At 70.2% G+C, this 22,363-nt stretch carries 20 protein-coding genes; 8 read left to right on the forward strand and 12 right to left on the reverse strand.

The genetic code is table 11. The annotated features are described in order from the left end of the window. Positions 1-185 precede the first annotated feature (185 nt). The 5 genes from D3P35_RS26485 to D3P35_RS01230 all read left to right on the forward strand — a co-directional run bounded on the left by D3P35_RS26485 (position 186) and on the right by D3P35_RS01230 (position 5,654). Positions 186-323 carry a hypothetical protein gene (locus D3P35_RS26485; RefSeq protein ID WP_198670415.1) on the forward strand — a complete coding sequence of 46 codons (138 nt, stop codon included), beginning with the start codon at positions 186-188 and terminating at the stop codon, positions 321-323. Beyond that, on the forward strand, positions 298-1,908 hold the full coding sequence (locus D3P35_RS01215) for a hypothetical protein (RefSeq protein ID WP_157981996.1): 1,611 nt from the start codon (positions 298-300) through the stop codon (positions 1,906-1,908). Before D3P35_RS26485 ends, D3P35_RS01215 begins: the two co-directional genes overlap by 26 nt. Beyond that, positions 1,908-2,831, forward strand: coding sequence for a tyrosine recombinase (locus tag D3P35_RS01220; RefSeq protein WP_118132626.1), 924 nt, complete (start codon positions 1,908-1,910; stop codon positions 2,829-2,831). The genes D3P35_RS01215 and D3P35_RS01220 overlap by 1 nt, the downstream gene beginning before the upstream one ends. Positions 2,832-2,945: 114 nt before the next feature. Next, positions 2,946-4,253: an HlyC/CorC family transporter gene (locus tag D3P35_RS01225; protein WP_118132627.1), complete on the forward strand. Its 1,308-nt coding sequence runs from the start codon at positions 2,946-2,948 to the stop codon at positions 4,251-4,253. A 729-nt stretch (positions 4,254-4,982) separates the two neighbouring features. Then, positions 4,983-5,654, forward strand: coding sequence for an invasion associated locus B family protein (locus D3P35_RS01230; RefSeq protein WP_157981997.1), 672 nt, complete (start codon positions 4,983-4,985; stop codon positions 5,652-5,654). Between the two features lie 110 nt (positions 5,655-5,764). Here D3P35_RS01230 and cynS read toward each other — a convergent pair whose 3' ends face one another. The 4 genes from cynS to D3P35_RS01250 are packed head-to-tail and all read right to left on the reverse strand — an operon-like array spanning position 5,765 to position 9,362. After that, on the reverse strand, positions 5,765-6,217 hold the full coding sequence (cynS, locus tag D3P35_RS01235) for a cyanase (RefSeq protein ID WP_118132789.1): 453 nt from the start codon (positions 6,215-6,217) through the stop codon (positions 5,765-5,767). 40 nt (positions 6,218-6,257) lie between these two features. Then, positions 6,258-7,148 carry an ABC transporter ATP-binding protein gene (locus tag D3P35_RS01240; RefSeq protein WP_118132629.1) on the reverse strand — a complete coding sequence of 297 codons (891 nt, stop codon included), beginning with the start codon at positions 7,146-7,148 and terminating at the stop codon, positions 6,258-6,260. Positions 7,149-7,156: 8 nt separating this feature from the next. Continuing rightward, positions 7,157-7,990: a nitrate ABC transporter permease gene (gene ntrB / locus D3P35_RS01245; protein ID WP_118132630.1), complete on the reverse strand. Its 834-nt coding sequence runs from the start codon at positions 7,988-7,990 to the stop codon at positions 7,157-7,159. 1 nt (position 7,991) lies between these two features. Beyond that, entirely contained in the window at positions 7,992-9,362 is a 1,371-nt protein-coding gene (locus tag D3P35_RS01250; RefSeq protein ID WP_118132631.1) for a CmpA/NrtA family ABC transporter substrate-binding protein, read from the reverse strand. Positions 9,363-9,575: 213 nt separating this feature from the next. Between D3P35_RS01250 and D3P35_RS01255 the strand changes: the two genes are divergently transcribed. Then, entirely contained in the window at positions 9,576-11,453 is a 1,878-nt protein-coding gene (locus tag D3P35_RS01255; RefSeq protein ID WP_118132790.1) for a sigma 54-interacting transcriptional regulator, read from the forward strand. Between the two features lie 324 nt (positions 11,454-11,777). On the opposite strand, the gene D3P35_RS01260 is transcribed toward D3P35_RS01255, so the two are convergent. Continuing rightward, positions 11,778-11,957: a DUF2783 domain-containing protein gene (locus D3P35_RS01260; protein ID WP_118132632.1), complete on the reverse strand. Its 180-nt coding sequence runs from the start codon at positions 11,955-11,957 to the stop codon at positions 11,778-11,780. Further along, a complete protein-coding gene (locus tag D3P35_RS01265; RefSeq protein WP_118132633.1) occupies positions 11,954-13,573 on the reverse strand; it encodes an FAD-dependent monooxygenase in 1,620 nt (539 codons plus the stop codon). The genes D3P35_RS01260 and D3P35_RS01265 overlap by 4 nt, the downstream gene beginning before the upstream one ends. A gap of 100 nt (positions 13,574-13,673) precedes the next feature. Between D3P35_RS01265 and D3P35_RS01270 the strand changes: the two genes are divergently transcribed. Beyond that, positions 13,674-14,363: a helix-turn-helix transcriptional regulator gene (locus D3P35_RS01270; protein ID WP_118132634.1), complete on the forward strand. Its 690-nt coding sequence runs from the start codon at positions 13,674-13,676 to the stop codon at positions 14,361-14,363. A 19-nt stretch (positions 14,364-14,382) separates the two neighbouring features. Here the strand turns inward: D3P35_RS01270 and D3P35_RS01275 are convergent, their stop codons facing one another. From D3P35_RS01275 to D3P35_RS01290, 4 genes are all read right to left on the reverse strand, one after another. Next, positions 14,383-15,591 carry a beta-ketoacyl synthase gene (locus D3P35_RS01275; protein WP_118132635.1) on the reverse strand — a complete coding sequence of 403 codons (1,209 nt, stop codon included), beginning with the start codon at positions 15,589-15,591 and terminating at the stop codon, positions 14,383-14,385. An 8-nt stretch (positions 15,592-15,599) separates the two neighbouring features. After that, positions 15,600-15,866, reverse strand: coding sequence for an acyl carrier protein (locus tag D3P35_RS01280; RefSeq protein WP_118132636.1), 267 nt, complete (start codon positions 15,864-15,866; stop codon positions 15,600-15,602). A 28-nt stretch (positions 15,867-15,894) separates the two neighbouring features. Then, positions 15,895-16,986, reverse strand: a complete 1,092-nt coding sequence (lpxD, locus tag D3P35_RS01285) for a UDP-3-O-(3-hydroxymyristoyl)glucosamine N-acyltransferase (RefSeq protein ID WP_118132637.1) — start codon at positions 16,984-16,986, stop codon at positions 15,895-15,897. 120 nt (positions 16,987-17,106) lie between these two features. After that, positions 17,107-18,876 (reverse strand): murein L,D-transpeptidase, encoded by a 1,770-nt coding sequence (locus D3P35_RS01290; RefSeq protein ID WP_198670416.1) that lies wholly within the window; start codon positions 18,874-18,876, stop codon positions 17,107-17,109. Between the two features lie 380 nt (positions 18,877-19,256). On the opposite strand from D3P35_RS01290, the gene D3P35_RS01295 reads away from it, so the two are divergent. Next, entirely contained in the window at positions 19,257-19,835 is a 579-nt protein-coding gene (locus D3P35_RS01295) for a DUF882 domain-containing protein (RefSeq protein WP_118132639.1), read from the forward strand. Between the two features lie 156 nt (positions 19,836-19,991). Here D3P35_RS01295 and D3P35_RS01300 read toward each other — a convergent pair whose 3' ends face one another. Further along, positions 19,992-21,245: a glutamate-5-semialdehyde dehydrogenase gene (locus D3P35_RS01300; protein WP_118132640.1), complete on the reverse strand. Its 1,254-nt coding sequence runs from the start codon at positions 21,243-21,245 to the stop codon at positions 19,992-19,994. Positions 21,246-21,260: 15 nt separating this feature from the next. Continuing rightward, complete coding sequence (proB, locus tag D3P35_RS01305) at positions 21,261-22,361, reverse strand: glutamate 5-kinase (protein WP_232830334.1); 1,101 nt, start codon at positions 22,359-22,361, stop codon at positions 21,261-21,263. Positions 22,362-22,363: the final 2 nt, after the last annotated feature.

Consider the following 22,363-nt stretch of genomic DNA (forward strand, 5'->3'; position numbering starts at 1 on the left):
CTCCGGCAGGTCCGACATTGATGCGGGGCAGCATAGGCAGTAATCTGAGCCGCAATGGTCCGTTGCAGCCCGCTTCCCCGCGAAACAGGGAAGGGGGTGTAGCATCATGAAGGCCACAGGCAAAGCCCGTGCATCTCCGGGCCCGCCGCATGATATAAAGAGGCAGCGAAGAGGCACCGTGGGGCATGGCACGCATCCTGAAATATCTTTTGTACCTGGTCGTGCTCGGCCTGGCGGCGCTTGCCGTCTACGCGCTGTTCGCCGACCTTCCGGCCCCGGTCGAGGAGATCACCATCGATGTTCCGCTGCCTGCTGACGGCTAGCCTGGCGCTGCTGCCGGCCACGGGAGAGCTGCGCGCCGAGCCACGCAGTGCCATCCCCTGGCTGTCGGATTCGCTGCATGCCCGGCGCGAGAGCATTCCCCTTGTCGCCCCCGGCCCCGGCGCGCCCGTCACTCCCGAGGCGCCGGAAGGCGCCGCACTGGCCGGCTACGCCCCCGGGGCGCGGCCCGACGAGGGCATCACCGTGACCCCGCTCGAGCCGCCCTCGCAGGATGGCGCGGGCCTGCTCTCGAGCCGCAAGAGCGGCCTGCCGGCCGATCTCTGGGGCAGCACCTCGGTGCTGCGCGCCCGCGCGCTCATCGAGCAGGTGCGCGGCACCGGCGTGCCCGCGGCGCAGGAGCTGTTCCGCACCATCCTGCTCGCCACCACCGTGCCGCCGCGCGGCTCGGGGCCGGAGACGGTGCTGCTGCGCAGCCGCATCGACCGGCTGATGGAGATGGGCGCGCTGGAGGAGGCGCTCGAGCTCGTCACCCAGGCCAATGTCACCACGCCGGATTTCCTGCTGCGCCGCTTCGACATCTCGCTGCTCACCGGGCAGGAGGAGAAGGCCTGCCAGCTGCTGCTCGGCCGGCCGGACATCCAGCCCACGGCGGCGGCGCGCATCTTCTGTCTCGCCCGCTCCGACGCCTGGACCGATGCCGTCGTCTCCCTCGCCGTGGCGCGGCAGGCCGGCGACGTGAGCCCGGCGGAGAACGAGCTCTTCGCCCGCTTCCTCGACATGGAGGAAACCGGCCCGGGCGACCGGATCTCGGTGCCCGACCAGGTGACGCCGCTCAACTACCTGATGCTGGTCGCGATCGGCGCCGGCGGCAATGCCGTGGCCGAGACCGACCTGCCGGTGGCCTTCGCCACCCTCGACCTCGCGCCCACCGCGCCGCCGCGCGCGCGCATCCTCGCGGCGGAGAAGCTCGTCGCCTCGGGCGGCATCTCCTACCCGATCCTGTTCTACGCCTACCGCGCCGAGACCCCCGCCGCCTCCGGCGGGGTGTGGAGCCGCTCGGCCGCGGTGCAGGAGCTCGACGCCGCCATCGCCGCCGCCGACCCGGAGGCGCTGAACGAGGCGCTGCCGAAGGCCGACCGGCTGCTCACCGACATGGGGCTGCGCGTGGCCTTCGCGCGCGAATACGCGCCGCTGCTCGCCCGGCTCGCGCCCGGGCTCATCGCCGACCGGCTGCGGGTGTGCGAGCTGCTGCTGCTCGGCGGCGAGACCACCGCCGCGCGCCGCTGGATCCCGGCCTCCGCCCCGCTGCCGCTGCGCGCGGCCCTCGCCGTGGCCGACGGCGACGCGCCGCCCGACACGCCGGACCCCGGCTCGCTGGAGGCCGCGGTGCTGCGCGCCTTCGCCCCCGAGCCGCCGGAGCACCCCTCCTACGAACGCCTCGCCGCCGACCTCGAGGACGGCCGCACCGGCGAGGCGCTGCTGCAGGCGCTCACCACGCTCGACGCCCGCCGCGGCCTCGACCCCTCCGACCTCACCGCCGCCCTGCGGGTGATCTACGAGGCCGGGCAGGACGATGCCGCCCGCGACATCGCGGTGGAGCTGCTGCTGATGAACGAGGGCGGCTGATGGCCCATGCCTGGATGCCGGTGTTCCTGGAGGCGCTGGTGGCCGAGCGCGACGCCGCGCACAACACCCTCGCCGCCTATGCCCGCGACCTCGGCGACTATTTCGCCTTCCTCGCCGGCAGCGGCGGCGGGCCGGAGACCGCCGGCCGCGCCGATATCGAGGCCTATCTCACCGATCTCGAGGCCCGTGGCCTGGCCCGCGCCACCCGGGCGCGGCGGCTCTCCGCCATCCGCCAGCTCCACCGCTTCGCCTTCGCCGAGGGCTGGCGCGAGGATGACCCCGCCGCCCTCATCCGCGGGCCGGGGCGCGAGCGCAAGCTGCCCGGCACGCTGAGCCAGGAGGAGGTGACCCGCCTGCTCGCCGCCGCGCGCGAGACCGGCCGCACCGAGGCCGACCGCTGCCGCAACGCCTGCCTGATGGAGCTGCTCTACGCCACCGGCCTGCGGGTGAGCGAGCTCGTGGGCCTGCCGGTCTCCGCCGCGCGCGGCGACCCGCGGATGATCCTGGTGCGCGGCAAGGGCGGCAAGGACCGCATGGTGCCGCTCTCGCCCGATGCCCGCACCGCGCTCACCGCCTGGCTTGCCCTGCGCGACGCCGCGGAGGCCGAGGCACAGCGCCGCGGCACCCGGCCCTCGGCCTTCCTCTTCCCCGGCTCTGGCGCGCGCGGGCACATCACGCGCGAGCGCTTCTTCCTGCTCATCAAGGAGATCTCGGTGCGCGCCGGCATCCCGCCCTCGCAGGTCTCGCCGCACACGCTGCGCCATGCCTTCGCCACCCACCTGCTGGCCGGCGGCGCAGACCTGCGCGCCATCCAGATGCTGCTGGGCCATGCCGATCTCGCCACCACCGAGATCTACACCCATGTGCTCGACGAGGACCTGCGCCGCCTGGTGCTCGACCATCACCCGCTCGCGCGGGGCTGAGCCGCCCTGCGGCATCCGGGGCATCTTGCCCCGCGCCCGCCCCGCCCGCATAACACTTCCCCGGGGGCCTGCCATTCACCACCCCCGCCCCCCGTGCCGAGGAGAGCCGAGACGATGGAGACCGTGACAGACAGCTTCAACTGGGACGCCACGCTGTGGTGGACCGCGGGAGCCATCCTCGCGCTGCTGCTGATGTCGGCCTTCTTCTCCGGCTCCGAGACCGCGCTCACCGCCGCCAGCCGGGCGAAACTCCACTCCATGGCCGAGAAGGGCTCGCGCGGCGCCGCGCTGGCGCTCAAGCTCACCGAGGACAGCGAGCGGCTGATCGGCGCGGTGCTGCTGGGCAACAACCTGGTCAACATCCTCGCCACCTCGCTCGCCACCAGCCTGTTCACCGCGCTCTTCGGCGACTCGGGCGTGGCCTTCGCCACCCTGGTGATGACCCTGCTGGTGCTGATCTTCGCCGAGGTGATGCCCAAGACCTACGCCATCACCAACGCCGAGCCCGCGGCCACCCTGGTCTCGCCGCCGCTGTCGATCCTGGTGCGGGTGCTCTCGCCGGTGGTGACGGCGGTGCGCTGGTTCGTGCGCTCCATGCTCTGGCTCTTCGGCGTGCGCGCCGATGCCGATGCCCGCATCATGGCGCTGGAGGAGATCAAGGGCGCCATCACCCTGCACCACCACGAGGGCACGGTGGAGAAGGACGACCGCGACCGCCTGCTCGGCGCGCTCGACCTCGCCAACCGCACGGTGGACGAGGTGATGATGCACCGCTCCAACATCTACATGCTCGACGGCGACACCGAGCCGCTGGAGCTGATCGACGAGGTGCTCAAGGCGCCCTACACCCGCATCCCGATCTGGCAGGGCGACACCGAGAACATCGTCGGCGTGGTGCACGCGAAGGACCTGCTGCGCGAGCTCAACCGCCTCGCCCGCCTCGCCCCCGCCGGCATCGAGAGCCTCGCCCAGTTCGACGTGATGTCGGTGGTGATGGAACCCTGGTTCGTGCCCGAGACCACCACGCTCAACGACCAGATGCGCGAGTTCCTGCACCGCCGCAGCCATTTCGCCCTGGTGGTCGACGAATACGGCGCCCTGCAGGGGCTCATCACCCTCGAGGACATCCTCGAGGAGATCGTGGGCGACATCACCGACGAGCACGACGAGGAGGTGAACGGCGTCACCCCCGATGCCGACGGCGCCATCACCGTGGACGGTACCACCTCGATCCGCGACATCAACCGCGCGATGGACTGGCAGCTGCCCGACGAGGAGGCGAACACCGTGGCGGGCCTGGTGATCCACGAGGCGCAGTCGATCCCCACCGCGGGCCAGGTGTTCAGCTTCCACGGCTTCCGCTTCGAGGTGCTGGAGCGCCAGCGCAACCAGCTCAAGCGCGTGAAGGTGAAGCGGCTCTGAGCCCACCGCGCGAGACGCGAATCGCGCCCCGTCCTGCAACCGGAGCCCGGCCGTGCCCCCCGCGGCGCCCCGGCAGACCGCCCGTGCTCACGCGCGGGTGAGCCGAAGTGATCGGGGCACAAATGTCCCGGAAAACAGATAGATGGCCGCGAGGCGCACGGTGTTCCACATTTCGGCCGAGCGGCGCATTTCTGTTGCGCGTCATTTCTTTTCGGCAGGCTTGTATTCTGTTAACCTAACTATGCGATGAAAAGGGTGTTCGATTACTTGCATGGTGCGATGTCGTCGAACACCTTCCTCCCTGTCGAACTGGCCGCGCCTCGGGCGCGGCCTTTTTTTGCATTCTGCAATCAGTACTGAACAGAAATGAAGCAGCCCGCGGCGTGCCCGTCGAGACCTCGCGGAGCAGCCGTGCTGTCTAGGCAGTTTATGTGACAATTTGTATTGCGGGCTGTTGACGGAGCCCGGGAATCTACGTAGCGTCGCCTTCGTAAATAGGTTCGGCCAGTCCGACAGGGAAACAAAAAAGGGGTGCCCACGCAGGCACCCCTTACCCTGTCCGGGCCCCGCGAAGACCCGCCGGAACAGCCCCGGCGCCTGCGCCGCCGGCCCCTTTCGCAGCCATTGACTTTGAGACCGGTATGCGACACGCATGGCCTCCAAATGGCATGGTGACGGCGCGCACGGTGTCGGACCTTATCGCTTGGACAGATGGAAAGCCGAGAACTGATGACATTCCGTACTCTCTCCCTGATGCTCGCCTCGGTCGCGATGCTGGGCCTCCCCGCGATGGCGCAGGACGCCACCCCGGAAGCCCCGGCCACCCCCGAGGCGCAGGCCCCCGCCGCCACGCCCGAGGCCACCCCGGAGCCGAGCGCGGAGGCCACCCCGGCGCCCGAGTCCGACGAGGCCCGGCAGAACGACCAGAACTTCCCCGTTGCCCAGTCCGAGGCCGAGGCCGAGCAGCCGCGCGAGGTTCTCAAGGAGAAGTTCGATGACTGGGAAGTGCGCTGCGCCGCCTCCGACGAGTCGCGCTGCTTCCTCTACCAGATCGTGAAGGACAGCGAGGGCCGCGGCATCGCCGAGTTCACCCTCATCCACCTGCCCGACGGCGGCCAGGCCGCGGCCGGCGCCACCATGGTGACCCCGCTGGGCGTGCTGCTCACCCGCGGCGTGAACCTCACCATCGATTCCGCCCAGCCGCTGGGCTACCCGTTCCTCTACTGCGCGCAGAGCGGCTGCTTCTCGCGCCTCGGCCTCACCGCCGCCACCGTGACCCGCATGAAGCGCGGCGCCTCCGCCAAGGTCACCATCTACGGCGTGAACGACCCCGAGTCCCCGGTCGAGGGCAACCTCTCGCTCAAGGGCTTCACCGCGGCGATGGCCTCCATCGGCGGCTGAACGGCCCCGCCGGACGACATGCAAAGGCCCGGAGCGGAGACGCTCCGGGCCTTCTGCTTTTGCGGGCCCCTTCTGCTTTTGCAGACGCTGCCCGGCGGGCCGGGGCGGGCTTACCAGGAATTGTAGCCTAGGTACTTGCCCGACATCTCGATCTTCACCCGGTCGCCCTTGGGGTTTTCCACCCGGGTCACGCTCATGTCGAAGTCGATGGCCGACATGATGCCGTCGCCGAACTTCTCGTGGATCAGCGCCTTGATGGTGGGACCGTAGACACCCACGATCTCGTAGAGCCGGTAGATGCAGGGGTCGGTGGGCACGGCCTGGGTCCAGATCTTGGTCGGGCTCTCGGCCAGCACCGCCGCCGCCTCCTGCGGCAGGCCGAGCACGCGCACCATCAGCTCCGCCTTCTCGGCCGGAAAGGCGTTCATCCCCATCGCCGCCGAATGCGTCCAGACCGGCGACATGCCGATCTGCGCCGCGATCCCCTCCCAGGTGAGCCCGGCCTGCTTCTTGGCCGAGAGGATAAGCGCCGTCACGTCTTCCTTGGTCAGCTCGTCCGTCATCGTGATGTCCTTCATTGTCCTGCCCTTTGTTCGGGGTCTCTCAGGGGATGGCGCGCAAGCCGCGTCGCGCGTCCGGTTCTTCACTGTCGCCGCCGGTGAGGTCGATCCTCACCGTCTCCGGCGCGCCGCCGCCCGGCCGGCCCGCCATCTCGCGCGAGCGCTGGCCGAGGAACTGCACCAGGTGGTTGCGGATGGCGTAGTAGTTGGGATGGGTGACGATGGCCGTGCGCTCGCGCGGGCGGGGGATGGTGATCTCCACCGATTCCGCCACCCGCGCCATCGGCCCGTTGCTCATCAGCAGGATGCGGTCGGCGAGCAGGATCGCCTCGTCGATGTCATGGGTGATCATGAACACCGTCTGCCCGGTGCCGGCCCAGATCTTCAGCAGCTCGTCCTGGATGGTGCCGCGGGTGAGCGCGTCGAGCGCGCCGAAGGGCTCGTCGAGCAGCAGCAGCTTGGGGTGGTTGGCAAAGGCCCGCGCGATGGACACGCGCTGGCGCATGCCGCCCGAGAGCTGGCTGGGCTTGCGGTGCACCACCTCGCCCGAGAGCCCGACCATCTCGAGATACTTGCGCGATTCCGCCTGCACCTGCGCCTTGCTCCAGCCCGGGTAGCGCGCCGCCACCGCGAAGGTGACATTGCGCAGCGCCGAGAGCCAGGGCAGCAGCGAGTAGTTCTGGAACACCACGCCGCGGTCGAGCGAGGGGCCGGACACCTGCGCCCCGTCCATCACGACCACGCCGGAGGTGGGCTCGGCCAGCCCCGCGAGGATGTTCATGATGGTGGACTTGCCGCAGCCCGAATGGCCCAGGATGCACACGAACTCGCCGCGCTCGATGCCGAAGCTCGCGTCCTCGAACACGGTGGTGCTGCCGCCCCGGCCGTCCGGATAGCGCTGGGTGAGGTTTTCCACGCTCAGGAAAGCTTTCATGCTGCCCCCTATTCCGCGTAGGCCACGGCGCGCTGCAACACGCCGAAGGCCGCGTCGAGCGCCATGCCCACCACCCCGATCATCAGGATGGAGAAGATGACGGAGGTGAGGTCGAGGTTGTTCCACTCGTTCCACACGTAGTAGCCGATGCCGGTGCCGCCCACGAGCATCTCGGCCGCCACGATCACCAGCCAGGCGATGCCGATGGAGATGCGCATGCCGGTGACGATGGTGGGGGCCGCCGCCGGCAGGATCACCGTGAAGGCGGTGCGCAGCGGGCCCAGCTCATGCGTGCGGGCCACGTTCACCCAGTCCTGCCGCACGCCGGCCACGCCGAAGGCGGTGTTGATCAGCATCGGCCAGATCGAGCAGATGAAGATCACGAAGACCGCGCTCGCCTCGCTGTCCTGGATGATGAACAGCGCCAGCGGCATCCAGGCCAGCGGCGAGATCGGCCGCAGCACCTGGATGAACGGGTTCAGCGCCCGGTAGGCCACCGGCGACATGCCGATGAGAAACCCCAGCGGGATCGCCACCAGTGCGGCGAGCGCGTAGCCCGCCAGCACCCGGTAGATCGAGTAGCCGATCTGGATGCCGATGCCCTTGTCGTTCGGCCCCGCGTCGTAGAACGGGTTCGAGAGCTGCTCCCAGGCCTTCCCGAGCACCTGCGAGGGCGGCGGCACCCCGGCCTTGGGCGCGCCGCCGCCGGTGAGCTTCTCGTATTCGGTGAGCTCGGCCCCGCCGCCGCCGCCGGCGGCGATCGAGACCTCCCAGGCCAGCAGGCCCGCGATCAGCAGCAGCACCGAGAGCAGCGCCGCGCGCTGGTTGAGCGAGAGCCGCATCTCAGACCTTCCGGATCTCGAAGCTCTCGACATAGGCCTCCGGCGCCGAGGGGTCGAAGGTCTTGCCCATGATGGTGTGCGAGCGGTAGGTCTCCGCCGGCGCCTCGTAGCCGAGGTCCTCCATGATCTTGCGGCAATCGGCGGCGAGGTAGACCTGTTCGGCCACGCCCTTGTAGTCGACATCGCCCTCGATATAGCCCCAGCGCTTCATCTGGGTGAGGATCCACACGCCCATGGAATGCCAGGGGAAGGGGTCGAAATCGATGCGGTCGGGCACGTCCTGCACCTCGCCGAGCCCGTCGGCGAAACGCCCGGTGAGCACCTGCTCGATCACCGGCACCGGCTGGTTGAGGTAGTTCGTCGGCGCGATCGCCTCGGAGATCTCCTTGCGGTTCGCGGGGTCCGACGCATACTGCGTGGCGTCCACGATCGACTTCAGCAGCGCGCCGTAGGTGTTGGGCAGCTCGGTGGCAAAGCTCAGCGGGGCGGCGAAGGCGCAGCAGGGGTGGCCCTCCCAGATCTCCTTGGTGAGCACGTGGATGAAGCCGATGTTCTCCCACACCGCGCGCTGGTTGAACGGGTCGGGCGAGAGGTAGCCGTCGAGGTTTCCGGCCCGCAGGTTCGCCACCATCTCCGGCGGCGGCACCACGCGGATCTGGATGTCCACGTCCGGGTCCAGCCCGTGCTCGGCCACGTAGTAGCGCAGCAGGAAATTGTGCATCGAGTATTCAAAGGGCACGCCGAAGGTGAAGCCCTTCCACTGTTTCGGGTCGCGCTTGTCGAGATGCTCGTTGGACAGCACGATGGCCTGGCCGTTGATGTTCTCCACCGCCGGCATGATGTAGGGTTCGGCCACCGAGCCCGCGCCCAGCGTCATCGCCAGCGGCATCGGGGTGAGCATGTGGCTCGCGTCATACTCGCCGTTGAGCGACTTGTCGCGCGCCACCGCCCAGCCGGCGGTCTTGATCACCTGCGCGTTCAGCCCGTATTTCTCGTAGAAGCCCATGGGCTGGGCCATGATGATCGGCGTGGCACAGGTGATGGGCACGAAGCCGATGTTCAGGTCGGCCTTCTCGGGCGTGCCCAGCGTGTCGAGGATGGCGGCCTTCGCCTTCTCCAGCGGGAAGACCGAGGCCAGCGCCGCGGCCACCGTGCTGCCGCCCACCATGCCCATGAACGAGCGGCGCGAGACGTCCGAATGCCCGAACATCGAGCGCACCACCGCGCTCTCCACCGCCCGCTCGAGCATCGCCTCGCTGTTCGGGGCCACGGCCTCGGCCGCATCGGTGCGGCAGCCCTCGCAGCCGCAGGCGGCGCCGTGGCGCAGGTCGGTCTTGGCGGTGAACGGATTCCCCAGGCTCCTGATCGGCATCGGATGTCCTTTCCCTGTTGTCTCGGTGTTGTTGCCTCCAAGCCTAGCGAGGCCCGCACCGGGGGTGCAAAGCCTTCCGCCTGTCAGGGAAAGCCACCTAAAGCTCTGTAATTGCGTACTTTCCCTGCCGTCGAGCCTTGCCAGAATTTACGCTATCTCGTAATTTACGAAATATCGTTGCGCGCCCGCCCGCTGCACCGCACACTTGCCCGCATGAGCCTCTCCGCCGATTCCGTCCTTGCCCTGCACCCCCTGCCCGCGCTGCTGGTCGACCCCGCGGCAGACCGGGTGACGGCCGCGAACCGGCTGGCGGAGCGGCTGTTCGGCGGCCCGCTGGTGGGCGCCTCCTTCCTCGGGCGGCTGGAGGATGGCGCGGCCGATCTCATCGTGTTCGCCGACGCCGTGGCGCATTACGGCCGGCACTGGACCCGCAGCCTCACCTACCGCCGGCTCGACGGCCGGCGCCTCTCCTGCGAGACCCGCGCCACGATGACAGACTGGCCCGACGGCCCGCGCCTGCTGATCTCGCTCATCGACCTGGGCGAGATGGAGGCCCATGCCCAGGAGGCGGAGGCGGCCGACCTGCTGCGCTCCGGCCTGCTGGAGTGGAAGCGCGCCCAGGCCTTCTTCTCCGAGCTCGAGCGCCAGAACCAGCTCATCCTCAACGCCGCCGGCGAGGGCATCTACGGCATCAACGCCGATGGCAAGACCACCTTCGTGAACCGCGCCGCACAGGAGATGCTGGGCTGGGCCGCGGAAGACCTGCTGGGCCGCGACACCCATGCCATCATCCACCACCACCACCTCGACGGTGCCCGCTACGACCACCGCGACTGCCCGATCTACCATTCCTTCCGCCACGAGATGGTGGCCCGGGTGGAGGACGAGGTGTTCTGGCGCAAGGACGGCCGGCCGATACAGGTGGAATACGTCTCCACCCCGATCTACGACAACCAGGTGCTGGCCGGCGCCGTGGTGATCTTCCGCGACATCTCCGAGCGCAAGGAGAGCGAGCGCCGCCTGCGCGAGGCGCTGGCCGAGGTCGACGCCCTGCGCGACCGGCTGGAGCAGGAAAACGCCTACCTGCTGGAGGAGATCACCTCCGAGCGGGCGCATTACGACATCGTCGGCGCCTCGCCCGCCGTGGCGCGCACGCTCGCACAGGTGGAGCTGGTGGCGCCCACGGACGCGAACGTGCTCATCACCGGCGAGAGCGGCTCGGGCAAGTCGCTCACCGCCACGGCGGTGCACAAGGCGAGCCTGCGCGCCCGGCGCCCGCTCATCCGGCTCACCTGCTCGGCACTGGGCCACGAGGATGTGGAGAGCGAGATCTTCGGCCACGCCCGCCGCGCCGCCCGGGGCCTGATGAGCGACAGGGCCGGCAAGATCGAGCTCGCCAGCGGCGGCACCCTGCTGCTCGAGGACGTGGGCGAGCTGCCGCTCGAGGTGCAGGGCCGGCTGGTGACCGTGCTGCGCGACCAGGCGGTGGTGCGCCTGGGCGAGGAGCGGCCGCGCCGGGTCAACCTGCGCATCATCGCCTCCTCCACCCGCGACCTCGCGGCCGAGGTGGCGGCGGGGCGCTTCCGCGAGGATCTCTACTTCTTCCTCAACGTCTTCCCCATCCCGCTCACGCCGCTGCGCGAGCGTATCGAGGACATCCCCCTGCTGGTGGCGCATTTCCTCGAGCTCGCCTGCCGGCGCTTCAACCGCCCCCGCCCGGTGCCCACGCAAGGCACCATCCGGATGCTGTCGGAGTATCACTGGCCGGGAAACCTCCGCGAGCTGCGCAACGTGATCGAGCGCGCGGTGATCGTCTCCACCGGGGGCAAGCTGCGGGTGGAGGCGATGGCCCTGCCCGGCCCCGCGCCCGCCCGCCCCGCCGCCGGCCCGCGCCCGCTCACCGAGGAGGAGATGCGCACGCTGGAGCGCGACAACCTGCTCGCCTGCCTGCGCGCCGCCGGCGGGCGCGTCTCCGGCCCGGGCGGTGCGGCGGAGATGATGGGCCTGCGCCCCACCACGCTCTACTCCCGCCTGCGCCGTTTCGGCATCGGCCGGGCCGAACTCGCCCCCGAGGCGCGTCACGCGGGCTGAGGGCTGTCGCAGCAGGCCCCGGGCCTCGCGCGCGGGCTGCCCGCCCCGTCACCACCGCCCCGCGGCCCGCGCAGAGGAACCACGGCCGCGATCTCACCGGAGGAACAGGTGAAAGCCGATGCCCTGACGGCCACGACGAGAGGCCTGCCCACCTGACCTGCCGGGCGAGACGGCCGGGTTCGGGGCGTGCGGCACCGGGCCGGTGCGGCCCGAGCGGCGCACGCCGGCGGATGCCGCTGCGCGCACCATTCGAGGGCGGGCCAGCGACCACCGGCAGCCTGTGCCTGCGAGGCTTCCGAGCCGGGGCCGCGACCGGCCCGCCCCTCAGGCGTCGAGGTTTTGCACCGCGGCGGCGATATATCCGCGCACGGCCCCGGCATCTCCCAGCGCTTCGGCCATCAGCAGCGCGAGCTTGGCGAGGAACACGGGTCGCTGCGCCTCGGTCATCGCGTCGAGCGTCTCGGCGAGGTCTTCGTAGACAGCTTCGAGATCGGCGGGGCTCATGCGGGCTCTCCCTGTCGCGCGCATCCGCTCAGCGCCAGGGCGGTGCGGATGTCCTCGGCCGTGGCGTCGTGGACGCGGGCGGCGATGTGCCCGTCGGGGCGGACGAGATATGCACTGCGTGGCCCCGCCCGGAGCAGCAGGGCGGCCCCGGAGCCGGGCGGGATCAGCACCGCCTCCACCTCCCCGGCCATCGCCTCCGCCAGCGCGGGCGCGCAGGTGACGAGGGTGAAGCCCGGGCCCAGCCGCTCCGAGAGGAAACCGCCCTCCAGCGCCGCGTCCGGCAGCACGGCGCCGGGCACCGGCCCGCCGTCGAAGCCGGGGTCGTCGGGCAGCACCACGGGGCTGTCGGCATAGGTGTAGGGGGTCATCTGCCGCGGGTTGGCCAGTTCGCCGGCAAAGGGGTGGCTCAGCGCGAGGTTCAGCGCCGCGTCGCGCATCAGCGCCCAGCCGGGGCCCGGCGGGGTCATGAAGCGCGCGGAGCGGGTGGCATTGGCGAAGACATCGAGCGTGGCGCCGCGGCGCTCGGGGCTGTAGCTGTCGAGCAGTGCGGCGCCCGCCCGGCCCTGCAGAACGCGCGCGAGCTTCCAGCCGATGTTCTGCGCGTCCGCCAGCCCGTTGTTGAGCCCGCGCACCCCGAAGATCGGCACGATATGCGCGCTGTCGCCGGCAAAGAACACCCGGCCGTCGCGGTAATCCTCCAGCGCGAGGGTGTTGGCGGAATAGACGCTCCACCACTCGAGCTCCCACGGGCCCTCGTGGCCCAGCTCGGCCAGCAGGGCCGCCACGGAGGCGCGCACCCTCTCCTCGCGCAGGGCCTCGGCCTCGCTCTCGCCCTCGGCGAGCTGGTAGTCGATGCGCCAGATGTCATCGGGCTGGCGGTGCACCAGCACGGTGCCGCCGCGCCGGCAGTCGGGGTCGAACAGCGCGCGGCGGATGGTGGGGTAATCGTGGCGCATCTGCACGTCGGCGATCACGTAGCGCCCCTCGAAGTTCTGCCCGGCGAGGCGCAGGCCGCGCAGAGAGCGCACCGGGCTGCGGGCGCCGTCGGCGGCAATCACCCAGTCCGCCTCCATCGCGTAGCCTTCCTGCGTGTCCTCCACCGTGAGGCGCAGGCCGCCGGTGATGTCGGCGATCCCGGTCACCCGGCTGCACCAGCGCATCTCGATGAGCGGGCTGCGGGAGATCGCCTCCCAAAGGTACTGCTCGATGAACTGCTGCTGGATGTTGTACATGGGACGGTACTTCTCGTCCGCGCTGTCGGGCATGGCGAACTCGAGCACCTGCCGGCCGCGGTAGAAGCTGCGCCCGGTGGTCCAGCCCAGGGCCTTGTCGAGGAAGGGCGCCACGGCGCCGACGCTCTCGAGAATGCGGAAGCTCTGCCGGGCCACGCAGATCGCCCGGCTGCCGTCGTTGAACGTATCCCGCGCCTCGAGCAGCACGGAGGCGATGCCGTGGCGCGCGAGCTCCAGCGCGGCGAGCATCCCCACCGGCCCGGCGCCGACGATGACGACAGGCGCCCGGCCCGTGAGCCCGGCACGGGCCGCGCCGGAGGGGGCCTCGAATGTCGGATAGGTGAAATAGAGCGAGTCTCTCTCGCCACGTCCCGCTGGCCGCATCGGGCCGTCCTCCCTGCCATTGATCCTTGCCCGGGTTATAGGCCGCGGGGTGCTGCGCGGTCTGTCCTCCTTTCGGGGGGACATGCTATGAGCTTGCGGCATGAGCCTTCCCGCCCGCGACATCGACCTCTGCCTGCAGGCCCTCGGCACCGAGGGGTTCGCGCTCGCCTTCTCGGCGCTCGCGGAGCGGCTGGAGATGGACCAGGTGATGGTGTTTGCCACAGATGGCGCGCGGGCAAGCTGCCTGCTCTCGCGCAACTTCGGCCGGGCGGGCCTGGGCGGGCGGCTCGCGGCGCGCTACCTCGACGGCTGGTTCCGCGAGGACCCGCTCCTGCCCGAGCTGCTCGCCACCCCGCCGGGCACGGTGGCGCTGCGGCGCATGGCGGATGTCGCGGGGCGCATGGGGGCGGAGTATCGCCGGCTGTTCTTCGAGGCGCCGGGCCTGCAGGACAAGCTCACCCTGCTCGCCGCCGGCCGGCACCTGCGCCTGTTCGTGAACCTCTACCGCCAGCGCCCCGGCCCCTGCGACCCGGAGACGGCCTGCCTCGCCGGCCGCCTCGCGCTGATGCATTTCGACCGGGTGACCGACTATGCCGTGCCGCCGCCGCTGGCGGCCCTGAGCGCGCGCGAGCGCGAGGTCTGTCTCGGCATCCTGTCGGGGAAGAAGGCGGAGGCGATCGCGGGGGCGCTCGATGTCGCCCCCTCCACCGTGGTGACCTACCGGAGGCGGGCCTACGAGAAGCTGGGCATCACCTCGCGCGCCGGGCTCTTCGCCATCTGCGCGAAGTGACCCCCGGCGCGGCCGCGCCTCAGGCCGCGCGCAGCGCGAGGACGGCGTTCAGCCCGCCGAAGGCGAAGGCGTTGGAGAGCACCGCGGTCACCTTCGCGTCCCGCGCGGTGTTGGGCACCACGTCGAGGTCGCATTCCGGGTCCGGCTCCTCATAGGAGATCGTGGGGGCGATCACCCCGTCGCGCAGCGCCATGATGGCGGCCAGCAGCTCCACGGCCCCCGTGCCGCCGATGAGATGGCCGTGCATCGACTTGGTCGACGAGATCATCAGGCTGTCGGCATGCGCGCCGAAGACCTGGCGCACGGCGGCGCATTCGGTCTTGTCGTTCGCGGTGGTGCCGGTGCCATGGGCGTTGATGTAGCCCACGTCCTCGGGGTTCATCTGCGCGTCGCGCAGCGCGCCCTCGATGGCGCGGGCCGCGCCGTCCTGGCTGGGCATCACGATGTCGGAGGCGTCCGAGGTCATCGCGAAGCCGGAGATCTCGGCGAGGATCGTGGCCCCCCGGGCGATGGCCCGCTCGCGCTCCTCGAGCACGAACATCGCGGCGCCCTCGCCCTGCACCATGCCGTTGCGGGTGCGCGAGAAGGGTCGGCAGCCGTCCTTCGACATCACGCGCAGGCCTTCCCAGGCCTTGATGCCGCCGAAGACCAGCATGGACTCGGAGCCGCCGGTGAGCATCACGTCGGTGGTGCCGGAGCGGATCATGTGGAAGGCCTGCCCGATGGCGTGGTTGGACGAGGAACAGGCCGTCGCCACGCAATAGGACGGGCCCTTGAGCCCGTATTTCATCGAGACATGGCTGGCCGCCGAATTGTTCATCAGCCGCGGCACGATGAACGGGTGCACCCGGTTCTTCCCCTCCTCGTAGACGAGGCGGTAGTTTTCATCCTGGGTGTGCAGCCCGCCGCCGGAGGTGCCCACGATCACGCCGGCACGCACCGAGAGTTCCTCGGAGATCTCGAGCCCGGCCTGCTCCATCGCCTCGCGGGCGGAGAGCAGCGCATATTGCGTGAACGGGTCGTAGAGCGCGATTTCCGAGCGGGAGAAATGCTCCTCGGCGGAGTAGCCGCGGATCTGCCCGCCGATGCGGATCGACAGGCGCTCCACGTCGCGGAACGCGAGATCGACGATGCCGCACCTGCCCTCGGCCAGCGCGGCGAAGGTCTCGGAAGCAGACCGGCCAAGGGCGTTGACGGACCCCGCCCCGGTAATGACCACCCGGCGCATGCTCCCGGTCAGCCCTGCTTTTCCGCGATCAGGCCCTTCACGGCATCGGAGATCGCCTGCACGTTCGAGATGTCGAACTCGGAGGCCGCCGGGTCATTCGCGTTGAAGGGGATCGAGATGTCGAAGGCTTCCTCGATGGCGAAGACCGTCTCGACCAGGCCAAGCGAGTCGATGCCGAGGTCCTCGAGGGTGGACTCGGGGGTCACCTCGCTCGGGTCGAGGACCGCCTGTTCGGCAATGATACCGATGATTTTCTGCGTGACGTCGTCAGACATCGACCTCTCCTTCGCGTTCGCCACTGCTCTAACGGGTCGGTTCGGATTTGGAAACCCGTTTCTGCATCTCGCGCATCATCCGGAACAGCTCCGGCAGCTTGCGCTGCAGCACCATTGCCTGGATGCCTACGTCCCGCGGCATGGCGGGGATGCCCATCATCACCTGGTTGGGCGCGATGCTGCTGGGCACCAGCGAGCCCCCGGCCACGATCACGTCCGAGCCGATGGTGACATGGTCGGCCACGCCCACCCCGCCGCCGAGCACCACGCGGTCGCCGATGCGGCAGCTTCCGGCGATGCCGACATTGCCGCAGATCATGCAGCCCTTGCCGATGACCACGTTGTGGCCGATCTGCACGAGATTGTCGATCTTCGTGCCGTCGCCCACGGTCGTATCGGCCACCGTGCCGCGGTCGATGCAGGCGCCCGCGCCCACTTCCACGTCGTCGCCCAGGCGCACCGCGCCGATGGACTGGATGCGGGTGTAGATGTCGGTGCGGCCGCGCCCGGTGATGCGGCCGGTGGTCTTGGCCTCCTCCACGGCGCCGCGCTCGGGGGTTACGAAGGAGAAGCCGTCGCCGCCGATCACCGCGTTGGGCTGCGCGATGAAGCCCGCGCCGATCTGCACCCCGCGCATGATGCGCACGCCGGACTGGATGAGCGCGCCCTCGCCGATGCTCACGTTCTCGGCGATGGAGACATGCGAGAAGATGCGCGCGCCCGGCCCGATGCGCACCCCGGGGCCGATGGTGACGAAGGCGCCGATGGCCGCCCCTTCGCCGATCTCGGCCTCGGGGTGGATGTCGGTCATCGGGTGGATGCCGGGGGCGAGCACGAGGTCGGTGTCGAAGGCGCGGGTCACGCCGGCCATCACGTAGCGCGAGCGCGGCGCGAAGAGCGCGGCGGCAAAGCCCATTCCCTGCCAGTCGGCGCCGGGCCAGAGCAGCGCCGCCCGGGCCGGGCTGCGCCGCGCCGCCTCCTCGTAGGACGGCTCCATCGCCAGCGCGAGGTCGCCCTCGGCCGCATCGCCGGGCGCGGCCGGGCGGGCCACGGTGAGGGAGAGATCCCCCACGGCCTCCGCACCGAGCGCGGCGGCCAGATCGGCAATGCTCATCGACATGTCACACCCTCCAGAAAACGTTCCCGCACGATATAGCGAAGCCCGGCCCCGGGTGAAAGACCGGGACCGGGCTTCGTTGCATTCAGGCTCCGGGACGGGCCGTCCCGCGCCGCGCAGGCGTCAGTCGAGCGTGTCGACCCCGGCCGAGGCGAGGGCGGCGATGGTGCGTGCGTCGCGGCCGTAGATGTCGTTGCGGAACTGCATCTCGCCCTGCCGGTCGATCCAGACCGTGCGGTAGGTGAGGTACATGCGCACCGGCCGGTCGAGGTTCACCCGGCGCTCGCGCCCCGTGTCGAGCCAGCCATCGAAGCTGGCCTTGGGGTCCGAAACCTGGCCCTCGAGCAGCTTGTAGGCGAGGTCGAAGGGCTTCTGCACGCGCACGCAGCCATGGCTGAAGGCACGCGCGTCGCGCTCGAACAGCCGCTTGGACGGGGTGTCATGCAGGTAGATGGCGTATTTGTTGGGGAACATGAACTTCACGCGGCCCAGCGAATTCGCGTCGCCCGGCTCCTGCTTCACGCGGAAGGGGAAGTAGCCGCGCGAGAACATCGAGTAGTCCGAGGTCACGCCGTCGGGCACCGGGTCGGCGCCGGTGGGCACCAGGCGCATGCCGTTGCGCTGCAGGTAGGAGGGGTCTTCCTTCAGCTTGGGCAGGATCTCCTTGGTGGCGATGCTGTTGGGCACGTGCCAGGTGGGGTTCACCACGATGTGGTCCATCATCTCGATGAACTCGGGCGTGCGGTGCTTGGGGGTCTGGCCCACCACCACGCGGCTGGCGAGCAGCACCTGGTTGTTCTCCACGAACTCCATGGTGAAGTCGGCCTGGTTCACGAAGATGTGCCGCTCGTTCATGTCGCGGTGCAGCCAGCGGATGCGCTCGAGGTTCACCAGGATGCGGTTGTAGCGGTCGGCCGCCGAGGTGTTGATGGTGCGCAGGGTCTGCGGGCCCACCACGCCGTCGTCGATCAGCCCGTTGCGGAGCTGGAAGCGCTTCACCGCCACCTCGAGCTCGGGGTCGAAGAACGACCGGTCGACCCCGGTCGACCCGGCAGGCGCATCGGCGGCGCCGGGGCGGCTCTGCTGCGGCCCGGTGGTGGCGGCGGCGTCGGTGATCTTCTCCATGATGGTGGTGGCGGGCACCGCGAGGCCCACGTCACCGAGCGCCTGCAGCCGGTCACGCAGGGCGGCCACCCGCGGCGAACGGTCGCCGGGGCGCAGGGTCGGGCCCTCGGGCACCGTGCCGCCCAGCACCGCCTCGGAGGCGAGCCGGCGGTAGCGGGCCAGTTCCTCCACCAGCCGCGCGTACTCGGGCAGGTCGGGGGCGAGGAAGTCGAGGCTGTCGGGCGCGGTGCCCTCGGCGTGCAGGCTGGCGAGCAGCTGCGCCGGCACCGGGCGGACCGGCTGGAAATGGATCTCGTCATCCACCCGCTCGGGGTTCAGCAGGCCCGAGGAGATGATGCGCCCGAAGGAGAGATAGGCCTTCATGAAGCGGGCCTCGGCCTCCGGACCGCCGGTGGCGAGTGCCGCGCGCAGTGCCGCGGGGTCGAGCAGGTTTTCCGGCAGCCCCTGGGCCGGCGCGTTCTGCAGCGAGGCGAGCAGCGCCTCGGCCCAGCCCTCGTCCGCCCCGGTCCAGAACGGCGCGTTGTCGCGCGCCGCGTAGAAGACGGCGACCGCGGGATCGGTCACGCCGGCGCGGCGGAGCGCCTGGCCGAGCGGCGAATTGTCGATCGCCGGCGCGGCACCGGCCGAGCGCACGGCCTCGCCCGCCGGCTGCGGCCGGTCGGTCGCGCGCGAGGTGTCCACCAGCGGCGTGGACTGCGCAGCGCGCGGCTGGTCGGCGTAGACGTCCGGATCCGTGGTCTGGGCAACAGCGGCCTGAAACGGAATCAAGGAGGCGGTTCCGAGCAGGAATGCGCCAAGGAAGGTGCGGTTCAACAACATCGTTGCCCCTTTGCAACAAGTATCCGGTAGCTTTGAATCTTATGTCTCCGCCGCCGTGGTTTCGACCGGGATCCGCCGGGATCGGCAAGATTCTGCGCAACCGTGTCAATTCGAACGCATATCGGCGGATTATTGCCGACACACACCTGAATCAACGCTCCAGCTACCAGATCGTTCCCTCAACCGGCTGTGACGTTTGTCACCCTAGCATGATTTAGCGAGGTAAATCTGCCACTTGGCAGCACAAAACGGAATGTGAGATAGTCATCTCAGGGATAGGGGCAACATCGAACTATCCGCACAAAGCGGAAGTCGGAACGAGGCAGATAGTGAAACCAGGACAAGATTCCCGTGGGTCCGTGACCCGCCGCTCGGTGCTCGGCGCATTCGCAGGCATAGCAACTCTTGCTGCAGCACCCGTCTACGCAAAGGCACCCGGCCTCATTCGCCAGGCCGGTGACATCCGCAAGATCCGCATGTACAGCCAGCGGACCGGCGAGAAGATCGACACCATCTACTGGGTCGACGGGGAATACATTCCCGAGGTTCTCAACGAAATCAGCTTCTTCATGCGCGACTGGCGCCAGAACGAGCTCATCGCCTACGATCCGCGCAACGTGGACGTGATGGCCGCGGCCCAGCACAAGCTGGACACCACCGAGCCCTACCTGATGATTTCCGGCTACCGCAGCCAGAAGACCAACGACATGCTGCGCTCGCGCTCCCGCGGCGTCGCGTCGAACTCCTACCACATCAAGGGCATGGCCGCCGACCTGCGCCTCAGCTCGCGCAGCGTGGCACAGATGTACAACGCCGCGCATTCCTGCAACGCGGGCGGTGTCGGCAAATACACCCGGTCGAACTTCGTCCACATGGACTGCGGACCGGTGCGCACCTGGGGCCGCTGATCGGCGTCTCCACGGTCGTGAACAGCCCCGCCCTCCGAGGCGGGGCTTTTTCGTCTTCGGGCCCTGCCCCGGCTCCCCTCCACGCGCAGACATGCAAAACCCCGCCGGCACGCGACCGGCGGGGCTGTTTCGCTGCCCTCGGGTGGCGCGCGACGCTCAGGCGCGCACGGCGCCGTTTCCCGTCACGAGATACTTGAACGAGGTGAGCTGCTCCGCCCCCACCGGGCCGCGGGCATGCAGCTTGCCGGTGGCGATGCCGATCTCCGCGCCCATGCCGAACTCGCCGCCATCGGCGAACTGGGTGGAGGCGTTGCGCATCAGGATGGCACTGTCGAGCCGGGCGAAGAAGCGCTCGGCCGTCGCGTCATCGGCGGTGATGATGCTCTCTGTGTGCTGCGAGCCGTAGCGGCGGATATGGGCGATGGCCTCGTCCACGCCGTCGACGAGCTTCGCCGCGATGATCATGTCGAGATACTCGCGGCCCCAGTCCTCCTCCGTCGCCGGCACCGAGCCGGGCAGGCCCTCGCCCGCGCGCACTTCCACCCCGGCCTGCATCAGGTCGTCGATGAAGGGCGCGCCATGGGCCTCGAAGAAGCCGCGGTCGATGAGCAGGCACTCGGCGGCGCCGCAGATGCCGGTGCGCCGGGTCTTCGCGTTCAGGATCACCTTGCGCGCCATCTCCGGGTCGGCCGCGCGGTCGACATAGATGTGCACGATGCCCTCGAGATGGGCGAAGACCGGCACGCGCGCCTCGCGCTGCACGAGCCCCACGAGTCCGGCGCCGCCGCGCGGCACGATCACGTCGAGGTAGCCGGTCATGGTGAGCATCTCGCTCACCGCCGCACGGTCGCGCGTGGGCACGCGCTGGATGGCGGCCTCGGGGAGGCCCGCGGCGCGCAGGCCCTCGGCGAGGCAGTCATGGATGGCACCGGAGGAATGGAAGCTCTCCGAGCCGCCGCGCAGGATCACCGCATTGCCGGCCTTCAGGCACAGCGCGCCGGCATCGGCGGTCACGTTCGGGCGGCTTTCGTAGATCACCCCGATCACGCCCAGCGGCGTGCGCACGCGGCGGATGTCGAGGCCGGTGGGCATGCTCCACTCGGCCATCACCTGGCCCACCGGGTCGTCCTGCGCCGCGACCGCGCGCAGGCCCTCGGCCATGGCGGCGATGCGGGCGGGGGTGAGCTCGAGCCGGTCGAGCATGGCGGGCGAGAGGCCCTTCGCCCGGCCGAACTCCATGTCCTGCGCATTGGCGGCGAGGATCTCCGCCTCGCGCGCGGTGATCGCGTCTGCCGCGGCCAACAGCGCGTCGCGCTTCGCATCGGCTGGCGCGAAGGCAAGCTCCGCGGCGGCGGCGCGCGCCGCCTCGCCCAGCCCCTGCATCATGCCCTTGATGTCGACCGCGTCCATGCTGCCGTCCTCCTGTCAGATTGCCATGTCGTCGCGATGGGCCACGGTGGCCCGGCCGGGATGGCCCAGGATCGCCTCGATCTCGCCGGACTGCCGGCCCATGATGGCCCGCGCGTCCTCCGCGTCGTAGCCCGAGAGCGCACGGGCGAGCACCGCGCCCTCCTCGGTCACGATCTCCACCGGGTCGCCCCGGCCGAAATTGCCCTCCACGCCGCGCACCCCGGCAGAGAGCAACGAGCGCCCCTGCCCCAGCGCGCGGGCGGCGCCGGCATCGATGACGAGCCGGCCGCGCGGCTTCATGCCCGCGATCCAGCGCTTGCGGGCGGCGGCGGGGTCGGCCGCGGCGCGGAACCAGGTGCAGGGCGCGCCCTGCGTGAGCGCGCTCAGAGGCCGCAGCCCCTCGCCCTTCACGATGGCCATGGCGCAGCCGGCCTGCATCGCGGCGCGCGCGGCCATGACCTTGGTCTTCATGCCGCCCTTGGCGCCGAGCGTGCCGGCCTCGCCCGCCATCGCCTCGATGGCCGGCGTGATGCGCTCCACCACCTCGAGCCGGCGCGCCGTGGGGTCGATCCGCGGGTTGGCGGTGTAGAGCCCGTCGACATCCGAGAGCAGCACCAGCACGTCGGCGCCGCAGAGGCTCGCCACCTGGGCGGCGAGCCGGTCGTTGTCGCCGTAGCGGATCTCGTCGGTCGCCACCGTGTCGTTCTCGTTCACGATGGGCACCACGCCGAGGCCGAGCAGGGTCTTGAGCGTGGCGCGGGAGTTGAGGTAGCGGCGGCGCTTCTCGCTGTCCTCCAGCGTGACCAAGATCTGGGCGGTGGTGATGCCGCGCGGGGCCAGCACCTCCTCGTAGGCGCGCGCGAGGCGGATCTGCCCCACCGAGGCCGCCGCCTGGCTCTGCTCGATGGGCAGCGCGCCGAGGCCGAGCCCCAGCACCCGCCGGCCGAGCGCGATCGAGCCCGACGAGACCAGCACCACGTCCTTGCCCTGCGCCTTCAGCGCCGCCACGTCCTCGGCCAGCGCGTCGAGCCATTCGGCCCGCAGCAGGCCCGAGGCGGCATCCACCAGCAGGGCGGAGCCGATCTTGACCACCACGCGCCGGGCCGCCCCCAGCATCT

The organism is Oceanicella sp. SM1341 (genome assembly GCF_003448965.1).
In the GTDB taxonomy this organism is placed as follows: Bacteria; Pseudomonadota; Alphaproteobacteria; order Rhodobacterales; family Rhodobacteraceae; genus Paroceanicella.

What these genes read in the sequence shown, in the direction of transcription:
- D3P35_RS26485 (WP_198670415.1), top strand. Translation starts at nt 186, where the DNA reads ATGGCACGCATCCTGAAATATCTTTTGTACCTGGTCGTGCTCGGCCTG.
- D3P35_RS01220 (WP_118132626.1), top strand. Translation starts at nt 1,908, where the DNA reads ATGGCCCATGCCTGGATGCCGGTGTTCCTGGAGGCGCTGGTGGCCGAG.
- D3P35_RS01250 (WP_118132631.1), bottom strand. Translation starts at nt 9,362, where the DNA reads ATGCCGATCAGGAGCCTGGGGAATCCGTTCACCGCCAAGACCGACCTG.
- D3P35_RS01240 (WP_118132629.1), bottom strand. Translation starts at nt 7,148, where the DNA reads ATGAAAGCTTTCCTGAGCGTGGAAAACCTCACCCAGCGCTATCCGGAC.
- ntrB (WP_118132630.1), bottom strand. Translation starts at nt 7,990, where the DNA reads ATGCGGCTCTCGCTCAACCAGCGCGCGGCGCTGCTCTCGGTGCTGCTG.
- lpxD (WP_118132637.1), bottom strand. Translation starts at nt 16,986, where the DNA reads ATGTCGATGAGCATTGCCGATCTGGCCGCCGCGCTCGGTGCGGAGGCC.
- proB (WP_232830334.1), bottom strand. Translation starts at nt 22,361, where the DNA reads ATGCTGGGGGCGGCCCGGCGCGTGGTGGTCAAGATCGGCTCCGCCCTG.
- D3P35_RS01270 (WP_118132634.1), top strand. Translation starts at nt 13,674, where the DNA reads ATGAGCCTTCCCGCCCGCGACATCGACCTCTGCCTGCAGGCCCTCGGC.
- D3P35_RS01265 (WP_118132633.1), bottom strand. Translation starts at nt 13,573, where the DNA reads ATGCGGCCAGCGGGACGTGGCGAGAGAGACTCGCTCTATTTCACCTAT.
- D3P35_RS01275 (WP_118132635.1), bottom strand. Translation starts at nt 15,591, where the DNA reads ATGCGCCGGGTGGTCATTACCGGGGCGGGGTCCGTCAACGCCCTTGGC.
- D3P35_RS01280 (WP_118132636.1), bottom strand. Translation starts at nt 15,866, where the DNA reads ATGTCTGACGACGTCACGCAGAAAATCATCGGTATCATTGCCGAACAG.
- D3P35_RS01255 (WP_118132790.1), top strand. Translation starts at nt 9,576, where the DNA reads ATGAGCCTCTCCGCCGATTCCGTCCTTGCCCTGCACCCCCTGCCCGCG.
- D3P35_RS01300 (WP_118132640.1), bottom strand. Translation starts at nt 21,245, where the DNA reads ATGGACGCGGTCGACATCAAGGGCATGATGCAGGGGCTGGGCGAGGCG.
- D3P35_RS01215 (WP_157981996.1), top strand. Translation starts at nt 298, where the DNA reads ATGTTCCGCTGCCTGCTGACGGCTAGCCTGGCGCTGCTGCCGGCCACG.
- cynS (WP_118132789.1), bottom strand. Translation starts at nt 6,217, where the DNA reads ATGACGGACGAGCTGACCAAGGAAGACGTGACGGCGCTTATCCTCTCG.
- D3P35_RS01225 (WP_118132627.1), top strand. Translation starts at nt 2,946, where the DNA reads ATGGAGACCGTGACAGACAGCTTCAACTGGGACGCCACGCTGTGGTGG.
- D3P35_RS01230 (WP_157981997.1), top strand. Translation starts at nt 4,983, where the DNA reads ATGACATTCCGTACTCTCTCCCTGATGCTCGCCTCGGTCGCGATGCTG.
- D3P35_RS01260 (WP_118132632.1), bottom strand. Translation starts at nt 11,957, where the DNA reads ATGAGCCCCGCCGATCTCGAAGCTGTCTACGAAGACCTCGCCGAGACG.